The sequence below is a fragment of the Vibrio sp. SCSIO 43097 genome (assembly GCF_023650755.1).
GTDB classification, from domain to species: Bacteria; Pseudomonadota; Gammaproteobacteria; order Enterobacterales; family Vibrionaceae; genus Vibrio; species Vibrio alginolyticus.
Genome location: NZ_CP071841.1, coordinates 204,647 through 224,687, shown reverse-complemented (window position 1 = coordinate 224,687; position 20,041 = coordinate 204,647). Strand labels below are relative to the sequence as shown.

At 46.5% G+C, this 20,041-nt stretch carries 18 protein-coding genes; 4 read left to right on the top strand and 14 right to left on the bottom strand.

Going from position 1 to position 20,041, the window contains the following annotated elements:
• Window positions 1–46: 46 nt before the first annotated feature.
• Complete coding sequence (locus J4N40_RS17385; RefSeq protein WP_250654616.1) at window positions 47–445, bottom strand: RidA family protein; 399 nt, start codon at window positions 443–445, stop codon at window positions 47–49.
• Between the two features lie 155 nt (window positions 446–600).
• On the opposite strand from J4N40_RS17385, the gene J4N40_RS17380 reads away from it, so the two are divergent.
• Window positions 601–1,491 carry a LysR family transcriptional regulator gene (locus J4N40_RS17380; protein WP_005375788.1) on the top strand — a complete coding sequence of 297 codons (891 nt, stop codon included), beginning with the start codon at window positions 601–603 and terminating at the stop codon, window positions 1,489–1,491.
• Window positions 1,492–1,571: 80 nt separating this feature from the next.
• Here J4N40_RS17380 and J4N40_RS17375 read toward each other — a convergent pair whose 3' ends face one another.
• The 13 genes from J4N40_RS17375 to J4N40_RS17315 form a co-directional block, all read right to left on the bottom strand.
• The gene (locus J4N40_RS17375) at window positions 1,572–2,678 is read right to left on the bottom strand and encodes an NADH:flavin oxidoreductase (RefSeq protein WP_171345438.1); all 1,107 of its coding nucleotides are present in this window, start codon (window positions 2,676–2,678) and stop codon (window positions 1,572–1,574) included.
• 671 nt (window positions 2,679–3,349) lie between these two features.
• On the bottom strand, window positions 3,350–4,264 hold the full coding sequence (cyoE, locus tag J4N40_RS17370; RefSeq protein ID WP_165401665.1) for a heme o synthase: 915 nt from the start codon (window positions 4,262–4,264) through the stop codon (window positions 3,350–3,352).
• Window positions 4,225–4,536, bottom strand: a complete 312-nt coding sequence (cyoD, locus tag J4N40_RS17365) for a cytochrome o ubiquinol oxidase subunit IV (RefSeq protein ID WP_005375783.1) — start codon at window positions 4,534–4,536, stop codon at window positions 4,225–4,227. Before cyoD ends, cyoE begins: the two co-directional genes overlap by 40 nt.
• Window positions 4,536–5,138: a cytochrome o ubiquinol oxidase subunit III gene (cyoC, locus tag J4N40_RS17360; protein WP_005375782.1), complete on the bottom strand. Its 603-nt coding sequence runs from the start codon at window positions 5,136–5,138 to the stop codon at window positions 4,536–4,538. Before cyoC ends, cyoD begins: the two co-directional genes overlap by 1 nt.
• Complete coding sequence (cyoB, locus tag J4N40_RS17355; protein ID WP_005375781.1) at window positions 5,128–7,164, bottom strand: cytochrome o ubiquinol oxidase subunit I; 2,037 nt, start codon at window positions 7,162–7,164, stop codon at window positions 5,128–5,130. Before cyoB ends, cyoC begins: the two co-directional genes overlap by 11 nt.
• A 5-nt stretch (window positions 7,165–7,169) precedes the next feature.
• Entirely contained in the window at window positions 7,170–8,051 is an 882-nt protein-coding gene (cyoA, locus tag J4N40_RS17350; protein WP_005388604.1) for a ubiquinol oxidase subunit II, read from the bottom strand.
• Window positions 8,052–8,849: 798 nt separating this feature from the next.
• A complete protein-coding gene (locus J4N40_RS17345; RefSeq protein WP_053307782.1) occupies window positions 8,850–9,608 on the bottom strand; it encodes an SDR family oxidoreductase in 759 nt (252 codons plus the stop codon).
• A gap of 110 nt (window positions 9,609–9,718) precedes the next feature.
• Window positions 9,719–10,624, bottom strand: a complete 906-nt coding sequence (gene mmsB, locus J4N40_RS17340; RefSeq protein WP_053307783.1) for a 3-hydroxyisobutyrate dehydrogenase — start codon at window positions 10,622–10,624, stop codon at window positions 9,719–9,721.
• An 11-nt stretch (window positions 10,625–10,635) separates the two neighbouring features.
• On the bottom strand, window positions 10,636–11,775 hold the full coding sequence (locus J4N40_RS17335) for an enoyl-CoA hydratase/isomerase family protein (protein WP_053307784.1): 1,140 nt from the start codon (window positions 11,773–11,775) through the stop codon (window positions 10,636–10,638).
• A gap of 8 nt (window positions 11,776–11,783) precedes the next feature.
• On the bottom strand, window positions 11,784–12,569 hold the full coding sequence (locus J4N40_RS17330; RefSeq protein ID WP_053307785.1) for an enoyl-CoA hydratase: 786 nt from the start codon (window positions 12,567–12,569) through the stop codon (window positions 11,784–11,786).
• A gap of 38 nt (window positions 12,570–12,607) precedes the next feature.
• Window positions 12,608–13,762, bottom strand: a complete 1,155-nt coding sequence (locus J4N40_RS17325; protein ID WP_250654615.1) for an acyl-CoA dehydrogenase family protein — start codon at window positions 13,760–13,762, stop codon at window positions 12,608–12,610.
• A gap of 19 nt (window positions 13,763–13,781) precedes the next feature.
• Window positions 13,782–15,275: a CoA-acylating methylmalonate-semialdehyde dehydrogenase gene (locus J4N40_RS17320; protein ID WP_206952826.1), complete on the bottom strand. Its 1,494-nt coding sequence runs from the start codon at window positions 15,273–15,275 to the stop codon at window positions 13,782–13,784.
• Between the two features lie 23 nt (window positions 15,276–15,298).
• Entirely contained in the window at window positions 15,299–16,510 is a 1,212-nt protein-coding gene (locus tag J4N40_RS17315; protein WP_025767662.1) for an acetyl-CoA C-acyltransferase, read from the bottom strand.
• A gap of 275 nt (window positions 16,511–16,785) precedes the next feature.
• On the opposite strand from J4N40_RS17315, the gene J4N40_RS17310 reads away from it, so the two are divergent.
• The 3 genes from J4N40_RS17310 (at window position 16,786) to J4N40_RS17300 (ending at window position 20,026) form a co-directional block, all read left to right on the top strand.
• Complete coding sequence (locus tag J4N40_RS17310) at window positions 16,786–17,160, top strand: MerR family transcriptional regulator (protein WP_017821195.1); 375 nt, start codon at window positions 16,786–16,788, stop codon at window positions 17,158–17,160.
• Between the two features lie 66 nt (window positions 17,161–17,226).
• Window positions 17,227–18,396: an isovaleryl-CoA dehydrogenase gene (locus tag J4N40_RS17305; protein ID WP_250654614.1), complete on the top strand. Its 1,170-nt coding sequence runs from the start codon at window positions 17,227–17,229 to the stop codon at window positions 18,394–18,396.
• 25 nt (window positions 18,397–18,421) lie between these two features.
• Window positions 18,422–20,026 carry a carboxyl transferase domain-containing protein gene (locus J4N40_RS17300; protein WP_085568958.1) on the top strand — a complete coding sequence of 535 codons (1,605 nt, stop codon included), beginning with the start codon at window positions 18,422–18,424 and terminating at the stop codon, window positions 20,024–20,026.
• The last annotated feature ends 15 nt before the right edge of the window (window positions 20,027–20,041 follow it).

The following is a 20,041-nucleotide window of genomic DNA, read 5'->3' as shown; positions in this document are numbered from 1 at the left end:
GATGGCAAGCCACCCACTCACTGATCTCTAATTGTTCTTATTGGATTTATTCTGGTTGGCTTGCCGACGCGTAGACGACAAACTCCACCAACATCTCTTCTCGCGCTAACCCTGCAACCACCATGGCGGCGCGATTTGGGTACGGTGCTTCAAAATATTCCGCGTACACTTGGTTAACGGTCTTTAAGTATTCTCTATCAGTCACATAAATCAGGACCTGCAACACCGAGTCCAAAGACTCCCCTGCACACTCCAGGGTGTGAATGAGATTGTTAAAGGTTTGACGTGTTTGTGCTTCGATACCGCCTTCCACAACCGCGCCTGTGTCATCAATAGGAATTTGAGCCGTATACAGGGTTTCGTTGTTGACTATCGCCCATTCAAGCGGCGCTTTAGAAGCAAATAGACTGGTTTTAACTGGGTGTTTTTTAGTAGGAGTATTCACGTGCCTTTCAACCTTTGTAACAGCTTTGTTTCAATATGGTTAAATGATGCACATTGACAGGCGATAAATCTAACGGTAAATTTTTGACATTTGATAAATTAAACTTATCACTCTGTTTAAAATAACGTAAATAAAGGGATTAAGAGGCATTAGGGATGAGTATTAAGCTTCAACAATTAATGCATTTTGTGATGGTAGTCGAGGAAGGAGGCTTTCGAGCCGCTTCACATCGTGCAAATCGTTCTCAGGCGGCACTGTCAACATCGATAAAAGAGCTTGAAAAAATTCTAGGGCAAACGCTGTTTGAACCCGGAAACAAAACCAAATTGACCCCGTTTGGTGAAATTTGTCTTCCCAAAGTGGTTCAGTTTCTCAATATCTACAGTGCACTAGACAACGATCTCAAAGCAGCCGCTGCCGGACAGCAAGGGAGAGTGCGAATTGCGAGCGTTCCTTCTGTTGCAGCGAAGCTCATTCCTAGCGTGTTGGGCGCCTTTTGCGAACAGTATCCAAATGTAGAAGTAAGCTTGATAGACGATAATGCCGCTGGCGTCGAGGCTCGCCTACTCTCCGGTGAAGTCGACTTAGCGCTCGGTAACCCCTCTCACCTCGATGAGGGCGGCATTGACTTTACACCGCTGTTAGCCGATCCAATAGGCGTGGTGTGTTTAAAGGACAACCCTATTGCGAGTCATCCAGAAGGAATCGAGTGGCAAACTTTGTTGGAACAACCCTTTATCCGTAACGGCACTTGTACACTTCTAGATCCAACCCCAGCAAGAGCTCTGAGTCAGCAAGCGCTCTATTCGGTCGAAAATATTACTTCGCTATTTTCTGTCTTAGAACTTGGGATTGGTGTCACGACCCTACCGAAGCTTGCTTTCCCAACCAATGAAACACGCTTGGTTTGGATTCCGCTTATCGATCCACCACTTGAAAGGCAAATTGGTATATTTACGTTAACCGATCGCACGATCTCGCCTCAAGCTAAAGCATTTCACGATCTTTGTGTGCATTATTTAAACTATCAAAAAGAAGATAAATAATGGTTCGATTAACATGCGGATAATTAAAAGCCTCCATATTCAGAGTGGAGGCTAATTTGTATTTGTGTAGTCGCTTCGTTTTATTTTTTGCGACGATTTCGGTTCTTATACACCACGCAAAAGTTACCACGCTTGGTACGACACTTTGAGCAACGTTCGCAATCTACTGGTGCGCGATTGCCTTCTTTCCAACGTTTGATCAACTGCGGCTCAGCCAATAAAGGGCGTGACACAGCAAAAAATTGGATATCTGTGTTTTCTGCAATTTTCTCAATCGCATCAATGTCGCTCAGCCCGCCGACAGTAATCACCGGTATGCTAACGTCCTGACTGATCACGTGACCATATTCGTGAAAGTAACCTTCTTCTTGTAGTGTGTAACCATCGAACGTTTGACCAACAAGTTCGTTTGCTTTGCCGTGAATATTGCCAGACACGACGATCGCATCAACGCCTACTTCTTCAAGTTTCTTACAGACGACGCGAGTTTCATCGAACGTTAAACCGCCGTCAAAGAACTCTGTTGCCGTCAGTTTTACGAGGATGGGAAATTCGCTTCCAACCAGCTTTCTGGTTTCAGAATAAATTTCTAAAAGAAAGCGCATGCGATTTTCTAAGTCACCACCATATTCGTCTTCTCGACGATTATAGTACGGGCTTAAAAACTGGTTAATTAAATAAGTGTGCGCCGCATGAATCTCTACGCCGTCAAAACCAGCGTCTTGAGCACGTTTACTCGCCAATGCGAATGCCTTTACGATGTAGTCTATTTCGTCCTTTGTCATCGCTTTGCCTTGCGTATTTGTACCACGCTCAGGCACGTCACTCGGAGCGAAGATGACACGCTCACCGACGTTATGGGTGGTTTTGGTGCCACCGTAAGCAATTTGCATCACGATTTTAGAATCTTGTTGATGTACTAGCTCTGTTAGCTTTTTGTATTCTTCAATAAAAGAGTCGTTGTAGATCCCCATCATACCTGCGTTGGGTTTCTCTTCTTCAACGATATTGGCATAACCCGTGACAATAAGCCCAACTTCCCCTTTCGCAAGCGTTTCGTAAATATCGTAAAGCTTTACCGTCATGTGACCATCTTCGGTCGCCATGTTCTCCCACGTTGCGCTTCGCACAAAACGGTTCTTTAGGATCATGTTGCCAATGCGGGCTTCGGAAAACAAAATGCTCAAAACCAGTCCTCTTAAAGTTGTCTTTATGTTTTATCTTTTCGCAAGTAAACAAGAACGAAAAAGGAACAGCGATACACGATGTATGGCTGTTCCTTCTCTGAATCCTTGAGACCTGCAAACTACAGGCGCACCTTAATGCCTCGGAGACGACAAAACTTTAATCTGGGTTAATGTTTAGTGAGTTTTTAGACTATGTAAAAGGATGATTCTTAATCGTGTTCATTTCACTGGAGTTAAGATGCTTCCTCACCCACTTTCAGTCGTAAAACTTGTGTATTTCGCTAGCTGGTGATTCAACTTAAACATTCGCATTGTTAGTTTGTATGCTGCTATGGGAACTAGCACTACCCCAAATGTTTACATTACAAACTATCGATATTGAATTCTCATATGGTAAGTAGAGTTATTGCGCTGTTTATACTTTTTAGCTTAATCGTCGCTATCTCTTGACATTATTACGAGTCAGCGGAAACGCGCGATCTACTATGTTTTACACACTGGTTGTTTTTGCTTTTAGATATGAATACGTGATAGTGAAGCTAGAGGAGGAACAGGAAAAACAGGGAAAATAAAGGACAATAGAAAGTTAAATGACCTTACTTCTAGGTAAGGTCATTCATGCATTCAGCAGCAAAAGATATTGGCGCTTAGCAAACGCTTAGGTTTGGTTGTTACAGAGCTAGAGGAATCAACTCGACGCCAAGCACACCACTAATCCCCATCACCACTAGCAGTGAGACTTTAAACACCGACTTTGACCAAGCGATGTAGTTGTTGTCATCAATGCTGCGAAAGGTCACTTTCGTCCACATAAAGCAAACAACCGCTGCAACTGCTAAGTATTCATACCCTGCTTCACCTAGTAAAAATAACCCCAACGATACTGCTCCAAACGCTACGACATACGCTTTCATGTGTCGATGCGCTTTATGAATGCCTTCTTTAAGTGGCAATACGGGAATCCCGGCTTCTCGGTAGTCTTGCATGCGGAACATGGCAATGGCATACGAGTGCGGCATTTGCCAGAGACAGAACATGGTAAAGAGTAAAATCGCTTCCAAGCTAATGAAGTTTGTTACCGCTAAGTAACCCACCAATGGCGGAACTGCGCCTGAGATACTTCCCACTAAGGTTCCATACACCGAGTTACGTTTGTACCACATCGTGTAAAAGAACACGTAATACACGTAGCCAAGCAACACGACGACAGCGGATAGTGGGTTCACTCGGATAAATAACAGTGCGGTTCCTACCAGCAATAAAGCAAGTGCATAAACAAACGCAATATCGATATTGATGTTGCCTTTCACTGTTTCACGATTTCGTGTACGTGCCATCTTCTGGTCGATATCACGATCGAAAATATTATTCACCACACAACCTGAAGCGATGACTAACCCAACACCAACTAACGTCGTAACGAACAGCATTAGACTGGCTGGTTCTGTTTTTGCGGCGAGGAAGAACCCCGCCGCAACAGAAATCAGGTTGCCGAAAATAATGCCCGGTTTAGTGATAGACAAATAACTTTTCAGCATACCTTGACCTACAACTTCATGTTGACGTTCATGTTGTAGATGATCCATACCGAGCCAGCGATAAGGATAAGTACAACAATGGCGGTAAACATCAGTGATACAAGGTTCCAACGTCCGTCGGATGTTTTTGTTTCCATGTGCAAGAAGTATTTAAAGTGAACAAATATCTGCACTAATGCACATCCAAATAGAATCGCATAGGTCGTTGTATCTGGTAATGATTTCGTCCAAACAAAGTAGAACGGAATTACCGTCAGAATCAGTGAGGCAATAAAGCCTTTCACGTAATCTGACGAACTGGTTTCTACATGTTGATCCATTACATTACCCCCAGTAAGTAAACGATGGTAAAGACACAAATCCAAACGATATCTAGAAAGTGCCAGAATAGGCTTAAGCAGTTAAAGCGCATTGCCATATTGTCGTTCAGACCTTTCGTCGACAGTTGATGATACGCTACCGCTAACCAAATCAGACCAAAGGTTACGTGCAGGCCGTGCGTACCAACCAACGTAAAGAATGCCGACAGGAATGCACTTGTTTGTGGCCCATAGCCTTCTTCAATCAGGTGATGGAACTCATAGACCTCCATACAGATAAAGCCAAGACCAAGCGCGAACGTGACTAACATCCAGCGTTTGAGACCAGCAACGTTGTTGCGCTTCATCGCGATAATGCCAAAACCAAATGTGATACTGCTAAACAGCAGCAGCATGGTTTCGACAAACACGAATGGGAGTTCGAAAATGTCTTTACCTGTTGGGCCCGCAATTGAATTGCTCGACAGCACAGCGTAAGTCGCGAACAAGGTCGCAAACAATACACAGTCACTCATCAGGTAAACCCAGAAGCCAAATAGCTTGTTGCCATTCGTGTCATGGTGGTGATCATGGTCGTGATGTGCTGCGATATTAGTTTGCATACGTCACCTCCAGATCATCTTTACTTTCGCTGTCTTTCACTGAGTTTTTCTTCGCTTCTTCAAGCTGAGCTCGACGTTCAGCCTCAATTGCTTTGATCTCTTCAACTTCCACGTAGTAATCCACATCATCGTTATAGCTATGCTGAATACACGTCACGATAATACCGACCAAACTTGCCGCCGCTAGCCACCAGATGTACCAAATCATGCCGAAGCCAAATAGGAGCGACCAAGCCGACACGTAGATGCCTGTTGCCGTGTTTTTTGGCATATGAATACGTTCGTATTCCACTTCTTTAGTTGGATCGAACTCGCCACTTTGTTTCTGGTACCAGAAGGCATCCAGCACATCACCTTTTGGTAGGTGCGCAAAGTTGTAGAACGGCGGTGGAGACGATGTTGCCCACTCAAGAGTACGACCACCCCACGGGTCACCAGTTAGATCACGGTTTTGCTCGCGGTCACGGATACTCACGTAAATTTGGATGAACTGAGACAATACGCCCAGCGCAATCACAACCGTACCTGCTGCGGCAATCGACAACAGTGGGAAGTATTCTGGGTTGATGTCTTGGCTTAAACGACGAGTCATCCCCATGAAGCCCAGCGCGTAAAGCGGTAAGAACGCCATTAAGAAACCAATAATCCAAAGATAGAACGCGCGTTTGCCCCAAGTTTCATTCATGGTGAAACCGGTCGCTTTCGGGAACCAGTAAGTGATCGCAGCGAAACATCCAAACACCACACCACCGATGATAACGTTGTGGAAGTGAGCGATAAGGAATACTGAGTTATGCAGAACGAAATCTGCACCCGGAACAGCCATTAGTACGCCCGTCATACCACCAACAGTAAAGGTGATAAGGAAGCCCACCGTCCACATCATTGGCGTCGTAAAGCGGATGCGGCCTTTGTACATCGTGAATAGCCAGTTGAAGATCTTCACCCCTGTTGGGATAGAAATGATCATCGTGGCAATACCGAAGAAGGCATTTACGTTCGCGCCAGACCCCATCGTAAAGAAGTGGTGTAGCCAAACGACAAACGCAAGAATCGTGATAACTACGGTAGCCCAAACTAGCGATGTGTAACCGAACAACTTTTTACGTGAGAAGGTTGCGGTGACTTCTGAGAACACACCAAAAATTGGCAAGATCAAAATGTACACTTCTGGGTGACCCCAAGCCCAAATCAGGTTGACGTACATCATTACGTTGCCGCCAAGATCATTGGTAAAGAAGTGCATGCCTAGGTATCTATCCAGCGTAAGCAGAGCGATAGTCACCGTTAGGATTGGGAATGAAATGATGATCAAAATGTTTGCACACAGAGACGCCCAAGTGAAAACTGGCATCTTCATCATTGGCATAGACGGTGTACGCATACGCAAAATGGTCGCGAAGAAGTTCACGCCTGTTAACGTCGTACCAACACCTGATATCTGCAGCGCCCAAATCCAATAGTCGACCCCGACTCCTGGGCTAGCCTCAATACCTGAAAGCGGCGGATACGCCAACCAGCCGGTACGACCAAATTCACCTAAGCCGAGAGACATGTTTGTTAGGATGACACCTACAACAAACAGCCAGAAGCTCAAGTTATTCAGATACGGGAAAGCTACGTCACGCGCACCAATCTGCAATGGCACGATGATGTTCATCAGACCAATGACCAATGGCATCGCTACGAAGAAGATCATGATCACGCCATGGGCAGTAAAAATTTGATCGTAGTGATGCGGTGGTAAGTAACCTGCTTCACCCGCAGAAGAAAGGAGTTGCTGACTACGCATCATGACTGCGTCAGCAAAACCACGAACAAGCATCACCATCGCTACTGCGATGTACATGAAGCCAAGTTTTTTATGGTCTACTGAAGTAAACCATTCATTCCACAAATATTGCCACTTTCCGGCTTTGGTCACCGCGTAAACTACGGCTAAACCAACCAGCGCCACAACCGCTAGGGTGATGACGATAATAGGTTCGTGGAATGGAACTGAATCAAGAGTTAATCTTCCAAACATTACGATTATCCTTGGTTTTCAGGCAAACAGTTCATTGAACCAGGATGCTGAGTCACAACGTCGGTGAACAAGAACGGAGGAACGCTAGAGAACAAAGTGACTGGCTCTGCGATACTTGGCGCTGCCAGTGAGCTGTATTGCTCCCAATCTTCAATACGATCAGGGCTCGCCTTCACTTTCTGCACCCAATTTAGGAACGCAGCACGATCAGACATTGCTGAAGCTGTGAACTTCATTTGCGAAAAGCCTTCGCCGCTGTAGTTCGATGCAAAACCCTTATAGTCACCTTCGTGGTTCGCTATGAGGTTGAGCTTGGTTACCATTCCTGGCATCGCGTAGATCTGTGTACCTAAGCGAGGGATGAAAAACGCGTTCATGATGTTGTCCGAAGTCAGTTTGAACTGCACTGGCACGTCTTTCGGGAACGCCACATAGTTCACCGTCGCAATGTTTTCCTCTGGATAGATGAACAACCATTTCCAATCGAGTGACACCACTTCGATGGTCATTGGTTTAACATCACTTTCCAAAGGTTTGGATGGCTCTAGTTCATGAGTCGAACGCCATGTGATCGTCGCAAGAATCGCAATGATGATGATTGGAATTGTCCATACCACCACTTCGATTTTGGTCGAGTGTGACCACTCGGGTGCGTACTCTTCTTCAGTATTAGAGGCGCGGTATCGGTAAGCGAAGTAAATCGTCATTAAAATCACAGGGATTACAACGATCAACATCAGCAAAAGAGCAGTAATAATTAACTCTTTTTCTTGCACACCAATGGCACCTTTGGGGTCAAGTAAAGCTGAATTACATCCTGAGAGCATAAGTATGACGGACGCCAAACTTCCCCTCGACAAGATGCGTTTATATCTTGAGGCTTCCATTAACTTTCTCGATGGTTGTCTGGTTTCAAAACAGATGCCAATCAAAGTAAATAAGAGCTCACAAATTGCGCAGAGGTAATGTATGAGAACAAGAAGAAACTTCGATAAGTAGTTATTCTACTTACAATTTTTCAACTTCGTCATCAAGCATTTAACCAGCTAGAATGAACCGTTATTTGCTACGATACGATTGGTATCAAGCCAAGAACCAGTTGTTATAGTCATTAGAATGTTTATGTGTTGAGCATGAGTAACGTCGGGTTCAGAGCGAAACAAAACGGAATTGAGTGGAGATCAAAACCACACTCTTAGTGTGAGTTTATTGTTACACTTTGAAACACTATGTTACATTTGGCGCATTATGAGGAGTAAAAAGTTAAAGCTCATTAGCCACAACTGGAAACTAACCTTCCATTAATGGAAGTTACACACTTTAAATAGAATATTAACCTCAACACGAATTTCTCGTGCTTCAACAATTAATTATTTAAAAACAAATAGTTGAAACTTAAAATTGATGAGACTGACTATCAACTTCATTTACGCAGATAGCCTTAATGAGAAGCGGAAACTAAAAAACCAAAAGTGTGATCAACATCAAATTAATGATTTCACTTAATATTTGAGTGGTATTTACATCTCTTTATTGGATTGTGAGAAATCATTCTCAAGGTAAATCCAAACATAAGTTGTAAATACATTTGGGTTGCGCAGAATTGGCACTCCACAACATAGAAAATGCTGAAATGGAAAGAAACTTATTATTCAGGTCTATCAGAGCCTTATTTCAGTAGTCACTTACATACGAATGCCGCCATCCACTTCTAAAACCCTGCCAGTAAAGTAATCACTCTCAATAATGTATTTTACTGCATGCGCGATTTCGCTTGTTTCGCCCATCCTGCCAACTGGGATCATCTTTTCTAGTCGCTCTATGGCTTCGGGTTTCATTTGCTCTGCCATCGCGGTATGAACTACACCTGGTGCAACCGCCGCCGCGCGAATACCGTATCTTGCGAGCTCACGAGCCCATGTTGTCGCCATGGTCGCGACCGCCGCTTTAGATGCAGAATAATTGGTTTGTCCGATATTCCCTGCTCTCGCAACACTAGAAATATTGATGATAACGCCTCGGGAGCCACTCTCAATCATCTTGACGGCAGCTTCACGCCCACACAAAAATGTTCCTGTCACGTTAACGTTCATGACCAAATTGAATTGATCCAAAGACATCTTACTGATCACGCCATCTTTTGCTTTTACAAGTAACCCATCTCTTAACACGCCAGCGTTATTGACTAACCCATTGAGTTGACCAAAATCTTGGATAATCGCTTCAAACGTGGTTTCAACATCGATTTCGTTGGTGACATCCACTTGATATGTCAACGCTTTCGCACTCAGCATTCGACACTGCTCTTGTGTTTCCATTAAGCCACTGGCGTTTACATCCAACAACGCTAAATCAGCGCCAGCTTGAGCAAGGGTAATGGCCATCATTTGCCCAAGCCCCTGCCCTGCTCCTGTAATGGCAATAACACTACTTTTTATGTCCATATTGGTGCACTCCATAGCTCGTAATGTTCTCTATCTCAACCAGTCTAAGTTGGCCGAAATGATGCGCGTTTTAGGTCACCATCTCGGGCTGGTTTGTCACAAAACTCGGTCTAGCCTTTCTTACTCTTGTATAACTCAAATAAGCTTGAGAAATCGAGCTCGCCGTGGCCGCTCGCGTTGTGGAAAGAATATAAGTTGCGCGCTAACGACCCCATCGGAACCGAAGAATGTGTTTGTAACGCCGCATCTAACCCCAAGCCGAGATCTTTTAGCATGAGTTTGCTCATAAAGCCCGGCTGGTAATCGTGACTGGCTGGCGCACTGTCCATCACGCCTGGGCAAGGATTGTAAAGCTCCAATGCCCAATTTCGGCCAGAGCTTTGCAGCATGATGTTTGATAGCACTTTTGGATCGAGTCCATGATCGATACCTAGGTTTAATGCCTCGCACGTACCAGACATTAAAATGCCGAGCATAAGGTTGTTACAGATTTTAGCCATTTGACCATCGCCTGCTTTGCCAGCATGGAAAACATTTTTTCCCATATACTGCAAAATCGCATTGGCTTTAGAAAACGCTTGATCCGAACCACCAACAATAAAGGTTAATGTCGCCGCTTTAGCGCCAGCAACGCCCCCCGAAACGGGCGCGTCGACAAACAACACGCGTTTATTTGCCGCTTCATTGGCGACTAATCGCGCAGAGTCCGGATCAATGGTTGAACAATCAATCATCAAGGTACTTGGCGAGACAAGATTGAGGACACCTACGCCGCCGTGTAAGTCGCCAAGATACACGGAACGAACGTGAGATCCTGCTGGTAGCATCGTGATGACCGTGCTTGCACCATCCACGACTTCCTCGATAGAGCTCGCCACCACCGCACCAAAAGGTGCAAGTTGCTTTGCCGCTTCGCTATCGACATCAAATACTTGCACGTTAAATCCAGACGCTAATAAGTTTTGCGCCATCGGATGCCCCATTCTTCCTAAACCGATAAATGCGATGGTACTCATGATCATTCTCCTTATTGACCTAGTGTTTGTTCACCCAAATCAGCAAGCGGATGTTCGTCATCCGGCCAAAGTGAGGTAAACAAGGTATCGATGATATCTTCATCGACTTCACTGACATTGTTAAACATCCAGTTAGGTTCGCCATCCCGGTCAATAAGCCGAGAACGGACGCCCTCTTTAAACTCACCTAATAAGGCACTGCGAACCGATAAACTCAGCTCCAAGCGGAAGCAACCTGCAAGTGGTAAACTGTGGTATTCTTTCACTTGTCTGAAGCAAATATGCGCGGTGATCGGACTGCCTGCGGCGAACGTTTGTTTCGCGTTTTCTATCCACTGACTGTTCCCGTCGATAGCCATGATTCGCTGTGCTATCGTATTAAGATCAAAACCTTTGCACGCTTCCTCTATCTGATCTAAGTATGGACAAATTTGCGTGGTTGGTTTGCTATCAATAACTTGTTCTTCCATTAACTGTAGTAGTGCAGTTACCAACTCTTTCGCATCTTCTTTGCCCCACTGGAGCCGCTTTAGCTCATCCAGTAAGGTGGGATACTGCTCTTCCAACAGTAACCAATCGGCCAAACCAATAGTGACAGCGTCACTTGAATTTACCATTGAACCTGTCAATCCGAGGAATAAGCCCACTTGCGGATCTATCTGGCTTAAAAACCACGTACCTCCCACATCAGGATACAGTCCGATATTGATTTCTGGCATAGCAAGGCGTGATGTTGTTGTCACAACTTTATGGCTGGTTCCCATAAAAAGCCCCATCCCACCGCCCATGACAATACCTTCTCCCCAACCGATAATGGGTTTGTTGTAAGTGTGGATGAGATAGTCACACTCATACTCCAACGAGAAATAGTTCGTACAGAACTCTACGATTTTTTCTTTACTCTCGTTATGCATGACGTGATACATAGCTCGAACATCACCACCAGCACAGAATGCTTTTTCTCCAGCGCCAGTCAGTACCACACAAGCCATATGTGGATCATCTTGCCACTTGATAAGCTGATCGTTAAGTTGGACTAACATGTCATACGTCAATGCATTCAATGAAGCGGTGTTGTCTAACGTTGCGATACCAATGCGGTGCACGCCATCTAAGCACTCTATTTCACTAATGGTTACCATCCCTGCCATGTGGCCTCCTATCGGTTTTTCCATTGCGGTGGGCGTTTTTCTAAAAAGGCGCGAACACCCTCAACTTGATCTTCCGTATCAAAAAGATTCAGAAACAACTCTCGCTCTTTCATTAAGCCGTGCTTAAGTGGCGCAGAGCGCATATTTTGAATGAGCGCCTTACATGCGGCGACAGAAGATGGTGACTGGTTCGCAACAGATTCAGCAAGTTCCAGCGCTTTACTTAAAGCTTCACCTTTGGGAACCAACTCCTCAACTAGGCCTAGTTCTTTTGCTTTGTCAGCGCTGACTTGCTCTCCACATAAAATGATACGCTTTGCCCAGCCTTCCCCTACTAACGCTGTGAGGTTTTGGGTACCGCCAGCGCAGGGCAAAAGTCCGACTTTGGCTTCAGGTAAAGCAAGTACCGCTTGCTCTTCAACGACTCGAATATCACAAGCTAATGCCACTTCTAAACCTCCACCCATGGCGTAACCATTAATAGCGGCAATGGAAACACCACGGAATTCCGAGAGCGTTTCAAAGGCTTCACCAAAGCATCGCGCCATGTCTAACGCAATCGCTTTGTCACCGTCAGAAAATAGCTTGAGATCTGCACCAGCAGAGAAAAACTTTTCTCCACTGCCGGTTAAAACCAGTGCGTAGACCTGCTTATCATTGTTAAGTGTGAGTATCAGCGACTTCAGTACCTTGAGGCTCTCTGCTGTCCACGTATTGGCTGGCGGGTTGTTCATCGTCACCACCGCAACGTGATTAGTGATCGTATGTTGAATGGCTTCTTGGGTTAATGGCATATCTGAATCCTTTCTCAATGAGCAAATCCAATACTTCGCTACAGCAAGGCCGACTCCTCAGAGAGCAAACGACGTGCGATGATCAAGCGCATGATTTCGTTTGTCCCCTCCAGAATTTGATGCACACGCACATCTCTGAAATGACGCTCCATTGGATACTCTTTGATGTAACCATAGCCGCCATAAAGCTGCAGCGCTTGGTCGCAAACCTGAAAGCCCACATCGGTTGCGAACCGTTTTGCCATAGCGCAATAAGCCGTCGCATCGGGGTCATTTCGGTCGAGCTTGCTGGCGGCATAGCGCACTAACTGCCGTGCAGCCACGAGCTCTGTCGCCATGTCTGCTAATTTGAATTGTAAGGCTTGAAACTGCGCAAGCGGTTTGCCGAACTGCTTACGCTCCTGAATATACTGTGTCGCCTGTTCAAGGGCCTGTTGAGCCGTACCGACGGAACAGGTCGCAATATTTATACGCCCTCCATCAAGCCCTTTCATCGCAAAGACAAAACCTTGCCCTTCTTCGCCCAGTAAATGGCTAGCTGGAATAACGACATTTTCAAAAGTAACCGCTCGTGTTGGTTGGCTGTTCCAGCCCATTTTGGGTTCTTTGCGCCCATAGCTGATACCATCTGCGTGAGCAGGAACAACAAATGCAGACACGCCTTTGGCACCCGCTTCTCCGGTTCTCGCCATCACGACCAAAACATCTGTCTCTCCCGCGCCAGAGATAAAGGTTTTGCCGCCGTTGATGACATACTTATCTCCCTTTTTTGTAGCGGAAGTGGTCAGTGCAGCGGCGTCTGATCCTGCGTTGGGTTCGGTTAAGCAATAGGAGCCTAACCACTCCCCCGTAACTAATTTCGGACAGAACTGCGTTTTGGCTTCATCGGTAGCAAAACTGGCTATCATCCAACTCACCATATTGTGGATAGTCATGAAAGCGGTCGTCGACGTACAGCCCATTGAGAGTTGTTCAAAGATAATTGACGCATCCAAACGGCTTAACCCTAAGCCGTCATGTTCTTCTGGTGTGTAGAGACTGAGAAACCCCAGTTCCCCCGCCTCTCTCAATACGTCTTTGGGGAAAATCTGCTTTTCATCCCACTCCGCCGCCATCGGTGCTAAACGCTCATCGGCAAATTGTTGAGCGGTATCGGCAAATGCACGTTGATCTTCATTAAGTTCAAAGTCCATAAAAGCTCCTTTTATTCACTCAGCGCAGTTGGATGGTCAGATTGGGCCCCGTTGGAATATCGTCATCAAACCAACGTGCCGTCACCGTTTTGGTCTCGGTATAAAAACGTACCGCTTGTTTACCATACGCATGTAAATCACCATAGAAACTGCCTCTCCAACCAGTAAAGGAGAAAAATGGTAAAGGGACTGGAATAGGCACATTGATCCCAACCTGACCGACTTGAATGTCATGCTGATATTTTCTCGCAGCAGCGCCATTAGCGGTAAATATAGAAGTTCCGTTGCCGTACGGGTTGCGATTCACTAACTCAATAGCTTCTTGCAACGTTTCGACTTCCATACAAACTAAGACAGGGCCAAATATCTCTTGCGTGTAAATCGACATGTTCGCTGTTACACCGCTAAACAAGGTTGGGCCAATCCAGTTTCCATCGGGAAAGCCGTCCACTTCACACTGACTGCCATCGAGTTCACACACTGCGCCTTGTTGTTTACCATCTTCGATTAGGTCCAATACGCGTTGTTTAGCTTGCTCACTGATCAGTGGGCCATAAGCAGCCTGCTCATCATCCCAAGGCCCTGGGTGTACTTTCGCCATCGCCAGTTTCAGGTCTGCAATCCATTGTTTTGAATCGCCGACAAATACCGCAACAGAAATTGCCATACAACGCTGTCCCGCCGCCCCAACGGAGGCTCCGATTAGGTTATTCACCACTTGTTCCTTGTTCGCATCAGGCATGATCACCATGTGATTTTTAGCACCAGCAAAAGCTTGAACGCGTTTAAAGTGTTTCGTACCCGTGGTGTAGATATAACGGGCAACAGGAACCGAGCCAACAAATGACACCGCTCGAATGTCAGGATGAGCCAGCAGAAAATTGACTTGGTCTTTGCAACCGTGAACGACTTGCAACACTCCTTTCGGCGCGCCAGCTTGCTCAAATAGTTCGGCTAAACGAATAGAGGTCAATGGCACTTGTTCGGAGGGTTTGAGCACAAACGTATTGCCCGCAGCGATAGCGATTGGGAACATCCACAACGGAATCATGGCTGGAAAGTTAAACGGCGTAATGCCGCAACACACACCTAGGGGCTGAATCATTGAGTAACTATCAATATCCGTGGCAACGTTTTCGACGGTTTCTCCCATCATGTTGCTAGCAATGTTTGCCGCCTGCTCAACCACCTCGATACCACGCCACACATCGCCTTTGGCATCCGCTAAAATCTTACCCGTTTCATGAGAAAGCAGTGTGGCAAGCTCATCATGATGTTCTTTGAGCAAGTGCTGATAACGCAGCATAACTCGGGCACGCTCGGATACTGCCACTTCCTTCCAGGATTGGAATGTCTCTTTCGCATTATCAATGGCGGCTTCCATCTCGTGCTCAGTGGAACATGGGACGTACGCAATGACATCATTAGTGGCGGGATTGGTTACCTCAACCCAATCCGATGTTTGAGATTCACGAAACTCGCCACCAATAAACAAGGGAACCAAACGAGTCATCATTTACTCCTTTCTGATTTCAATTAAAGCGGTATTTCAATGCCTATCGCCGTGGCTTCTCCACCGCCGATACAAAGTGACGCAACACCCCGCATCACTTTTTTGGCTTCGAGATCACCATTGGTGCCTAGCGCTTGTAGCTGACGCAAACTGTGAATCAATGTCACCAGAATTCGTGCGCCACTAGCCCCTATCGGATGCCCAAGTGCACAGGCTCCACCTTTAATATTTACTTTGCTCGTATCAAGCCCAAGTTCCGCCACCGCTATTTGTGTCACGACGGCAAAGGCTTCATTGATTTCCCACAGATCCACTTCATAAATTGACCAATCTAGCTGGAACAGCAGTTGCTCAATTGCGTAGACGGGGGCCAAAGTAAATTCTGCAGGTTTTCTGGCATGTGTAGAGTGCGCCTTGATGATCGCAAGTGGTTTAAGCCCCTGATGACGCGCAGTGTCTTCATCCATAAGCACAAGAGCCGCTGCGCCATCTGAAATGGCACTCGAATTAGCAGCGGTCACCGTACCTTTTTCATCGAATGCAGGTTTGAGTTGAGGAATTTTACCAAGGTCAATCGAGCGAGGGTGCTCATCGTAGTTCAGCACCGCTTGTTCTGACTTGGTATTGAGTGAAACCGGCGAAAGTTCATCGGCAAACAAGCCTCGCTCTTGAGCTTCCAACGCACGTTTTGCCGACATCACGGCCCATTCATCCATTTGCTCTCTGGTGAACTTAAGCCTGTCAGCGACTTGCTGAGCATAAACACCCATTAAGTGCCCTTCGTAAGCATCTTGTAGCCCATCGAGAAACATGTGGTCATACGCAGACTGGTGCCCCATACGCATTCCCTTTCTCGCCTCCCTCAGCAGATACGGCGCATTGGTCATACTTTCCATACCACCAGCAATGGCAGAGCGAATCGTTCCAGCTTTAATGAGATCGTGCGCTAACATGACGCTCTTCATGCCAGAGCCACACACTTTGTTAATGGTGGTGCACCCTACACCCAAAGGAAGATCTGCCCCCATAGATGCTTGCCTCGCAGGAGCTTGTCCACACCCTGCTGGAAGCACACATCCCATGAACACTTCATCCACCGAAGTCACATTCACTTCGTGCATTGCCGCCTTGATCGCCAGTGCGCCTAATTGAGGAGCAGAGTAAGTTTGCAACTTGCCTTGAAAGCGCCCAATTGGCGTTCTTTTCGCGCTGACAATCCAGATGTCTTTTCCCATGATTCGCATTCCCTTAAGGTACATGTGAACACTTGGCAGACTGATGACACCCTACATAGAATTACTCACCAAGCGCCACACCAGCCTTTATCGCCTTTTTCACTAACAAACTTTCATTCCGCGATTTCTTGACGTTTACGTAAGCATAGCACTAGCCTTTACAATGAGATGAAAAAACACACCAAGCAGACGTTTATATTTCAAAGTTGATGTTCGGCCTTCCCATTTAAGGTTCGATTTCCAGAAACTGGATTTTTATTCGAGGTAAGTATGTTATGGAAAAATACAAGATCAGTGACCTCGCCAAGGAGTTTGATATTACTACTCGCAGTATCCGGTTTTATGAAGACGTGGGTCTGATTGAACCAGAGCGAAAAGGCAATATGCGCGTTTATCAACGCAGGGATAGAATTCGCCTCAAACTGATTTTAAGAGGGAAACGGCTCGGTTTTTCGCTGGCAGAAATTCGTGAACTTTTCGAGCTCTACGACATGCAACAAACCGAAGGACAGTTATTGAAAATGCTCAATATCATTGAAGAGAAACAAGCCGTCCTACAACAACAACTCAACGACATCAGCGTCGTTATGGCTGAGTTGAATGCCGCTAAGGAGCGTTGTATTCAAACACTCAAAAGCAAGCAGACATAAACGCTATACTCAATTAGCAACACCGCTACCGGCTTTTCCACCTTACCTCTGATACCGGGAGACGTTATGAAAAGCACCTATACCCCACTCAATTTCGGACTTGGTGATACCATCGATATGCTCCGAGAACACGTTAATGCCTTTGCTACGGAACATATTGCGCCCATCGCCGCTGAGATAGACCGCGATAACCAGTTCCCGAATCATTTATGGCCTTTGTTCGGAGAAATGGGGTTGCTTGGTGTGACCGTCGATGAAGAGCTTGGTGGTGCAGGCATGGGATACCTCGCTCATGTTGTTGCCATGGAAGAGATTAGCCGTGCCTCTGCGTCTGTCGCTTTAAGCTACGGCGCTCATTCTAACCTGTGCGTCAACCAAATCTTTCGTAACGGCACGCCTTCTCAACGCGAAAAATACCTTCCCAAACTCATTGATGGTACGCACGTTGGCGCCCTAGCGATGAGTGAGCCCAATGCTGGTTCAGACGTGATAAGCATGCAACTGAAAGCGGAGAACAAGGGCGACCATTTTGTACTGAATGGCAACAAAATGTGGATAACAAACGGGCCCGATGCTGACGTAGTGGTGCTTTACGCTAAAACAGATGTCAGCGCAGGTTCACGTGGTATTACCGCATTCATTATTGAACGTAACTTCGCAGGTTTCACTCATGCTCAAAAGCTGGACAAGCTAGGCATGAGAGGCTCGAATACTTGCGAACTTGTATTTAACCATTGCGTAGTGCCAAAAGAGAATATTCTTGGCGAGTTGAATCAAGGCGTCGAGGTGTTAATGAGTGGGCTGGATTACGAGCGCGTCGTCCTCGCTGCCGGACCACTCGGGATAATGCAAGCTTGCATGGACATTGTGGTCCCGTACGTACATGAACGAGAGCAGTTTGGAAAATCCATTGGCGAGTTTCAGTTAGTTCAGGGCAAGATCGCCGATATGTACTCTCGAATGAGTGCAGCAAAAGCGTATGTATATACCGTCGCAGCGGCTTGTGATCGAGGTAACGCAACACGCAAAGACGCCGCTGGCGCGATTTTGTACAGTGCAGAACTCGCCACACAAATGGCACTCGATGCAATACAACTGCTCGGTGGGAATGGCTACATCAATGAATACCCTGCTGGTCGTTTGCTACGTGATGCAAAGCTTTATGAAATCGGCGCGGGTACCTCAGAGATTCGCCGCATGTTAATAGGCCGAGAGCTGTTCGAAGAATCTCGCTAACGGAACATACGACAAGGAAGTCATTATGGCCATTATCAAAAGTAAAACTAAGCCAACTGACGAGTTATTTCTTTCCAATAAAGCCGTGATGGAAACGTTGGTCACTCAACTTAATCAACACATCGAGACCATCAAACAGGGCGGCGGTGAAAAAGCCATTGAGCACCAGAGGCAAAAAGGAAAACTCCCCGCACGAGAACGCATCGCGCGCTTGCTTGATGACAACACTGACTTTCTTGAAATCAGCCAGTTTGCCGCCTGGCAAGTGTATGACGAAGCGATCCCCTGTGCTGGCGTTATCGCCGGCATTGGTATCATAGAGGGAATTCAATGCATGGTCATCTCCAACGATGCTTCGGTAAAAGGCGGAACCTACTACCCACTCACGGTGAAAAAACACCTTAGAGCGCAAGAGATAGCCCAACGTTGCCAACTCCCCTGCGTGTACTTGGTGGACTCCGGTGGCGCAAATCTCCCTCATCAGTCCGACGTCTTCCCCGATAAAGAACACTTTGGTCGCATTTTCTTTAACCAAGCGAGAATGTCGGCGAAAGGCATCCCCCAAGTTGCTGTTGTGATGGGGCTTTGCACTGCTGGGGGCGCGTACGTTCCTGCCATGGCGGATGTCTCCATTATGGTTAAAGAGCAAGGCACCATTTTTTTGGCGGGACCACCTTTGGTGAAAGCGGCCACTGGCGAAGTCGTGACGGGTGAAGAGCTCGGCGGTGCAGACGTGCATTGTCGAAAATCTGGTGTCGCAGATTATTACGCTGAAAATGATGAACATGCCCTAATGCTTGCGAGAGAAGCCATTGCCAATGCCAATAGAACAAGACCTGTTAAGCCAGAAAACACCGTACTTCCTCCCCGCTACGACGCAGAAGAAATCTACGGAATCGTGAATGCAAACTTAAGACTGTCATTCGACGTTCGAGAAATTATTGCCCGCATCGTCGATGATTCTGATTTCGACGAATTCAAAGCCTTGTACGGCAGAACGCTAGTGTGTGGTTTCGCTCGTATTCAAGGACACTTGATTGGTATTGTGGCAAACAACGGTATCTTGTTTTCTGAATCGGCACAAAAAGGCGCGCACTTTATTGAGCTGTGCGCCAAACGGAAAACACCGCTTCTTTTTCTCCAAAACATTACCGGCTTTATGGTCGGAAAAAAGGTTGAAGAAGAAGGCATCGCAAAACATGGCGCCAAGCTAGTGATGGCCGTCGCTTGTGCTGACGTGCCGAAGTTTACCGTGATCATCGGTGGATCGTACGGCGCTGGTAATTACGGCATGTGCGGCCGAGCGTATGATCCAACCATGATGTGGATGTGGCCGAACGCGCGTATTTCTGTGATGGGCGGAGAACAAGCAGCAGGCGTTTTAACACAAGTTCGAAAAGACGCGAAGGAACGTCAGGGGGAAGCGTGGTCAGAGCAAGAAGAGCACATTTTTAGAGAATCGATCATAGACTTGTATGAAACACAAGGACATCCCTATTTTGCGAGTGCTCGGCTATGGGATGACGGAATTATTGACCCTAAAAAAACGCGTCAGGTGTTGAGTCAAGCGTTAATGGCAGCATTAAACGCCCCCATTCCTGATAGCGAGTTTGGCGTCTTCAGAATGTAAATATCCAAAGATGAA

Bases quoted from the DNA above. Each gene is read 5' to 3' on its own strand.
- mmsB (WP_053307783.1), bottom strand. From the start codon at position 10,624: ATGAGTACCATCGCATTTATCGGTTTAGGAAGAATGGGGCATCCGATG.
- J4N40_RS17300 (WP_085568958.1), top strand. From the start codon at position 18,422: ATGGCCATTATCAAAAGTAAAACTAAGCCAACTGACGAGTTATTTCTT.
- J4N40_RS17315 (WP_025767662.1), bottom strand. From the start codon at position 16,510: ATGGGAAAAGACATCTGGATTGTCAGCGCGAAAAGAACGCCAATTGGG.
- J4N40_RS17335 (WP_053307784.1), bottom strand. From the start codon at position 11,775: ATGGCAGGGATGGTAACCATTAGTGAAATAGAGTGCTTAGATGGCGTG.
- cyoE (WP_165401665.1), bottom strand. From the start codon at position 4,264: ATGGATCATCTACAACATGAACGTCAACATGAAGTTGTAGGTCAAGGT.
- cyoA (WP_005388604.1), bottom strand. From the start codon at position 8,051: ATGGAAGCCTCAAGATATAAACGCATCTTGTCGAGGGGAAGTTTGGCG.
- J4N40_RS17310 (WP_017821195.1), top strand. From the start codon at position 16,786: ATGGAAAAATACAAGATCAGTGACCTCGCCAAGGAGTTTGATATTACT.
- J4N40_RS17325 (WP_250654615.1), bottom strand. From the start codon at position 13,762: ATGGACTTTGAACTTAATGAAGATCAACGTGCATTTGCCGATACCGCT.
- cyoD (WP_005375783.1), bottom strand. From the start codon at position 4,536: ATGGATCAACATGTAGAAACCAGTTCGTCAGATTACGTGAAAGGCTTT.
- J4N40_RS17345 (WP_053307782.1), bottom strand. From the start codon at position 9,608: ATGGACATAAAAAGTAGTGTTATTGCCATTACAGGAGCAGGGCAGGGG.
- cyoC (WP_005375782.1), bottom strand. From the start codon at position 5,138: ATGCAAACTAATATCGCAGCACATCACGACCATGATCACCACCATGAC.
- J4N40_RS17330 (WP_053307785.1), bottom strand. From the start codon at position 12,569: ATGCCATTAACCCAAGAAGCCATTCAACATACGATCACTAATCACGTT.
- J4N40_RS17380 (WP_005375788.1), top strand. From the start codon at position 601: ATGAGTATTAAGCTTCAACAATTAATGCATTTTGTGATGGTAGTCGAG.
- cyoB (WP_005375781.1), bottom strand. From the start codon at position 7,164: ATGTTTGGAAGATTAACTCTTGATTCAGTTCCATTCCACGAACCTATT.
- J4N40_RS17320 (WP_206952826.1), bottom strand. From the start codon at position 15,275: ATGACTCGTTTGGTTCCCTTGTTTATTGGTGGCGAGTTTCGTGAATCT.
- J4N40_RS17305 (WP_250654614.1), top strand. From the start codon at position 17,227: ATGAAAAGCACCTATACCCCACTCAATTTCGGACTTGGTGATACCATC.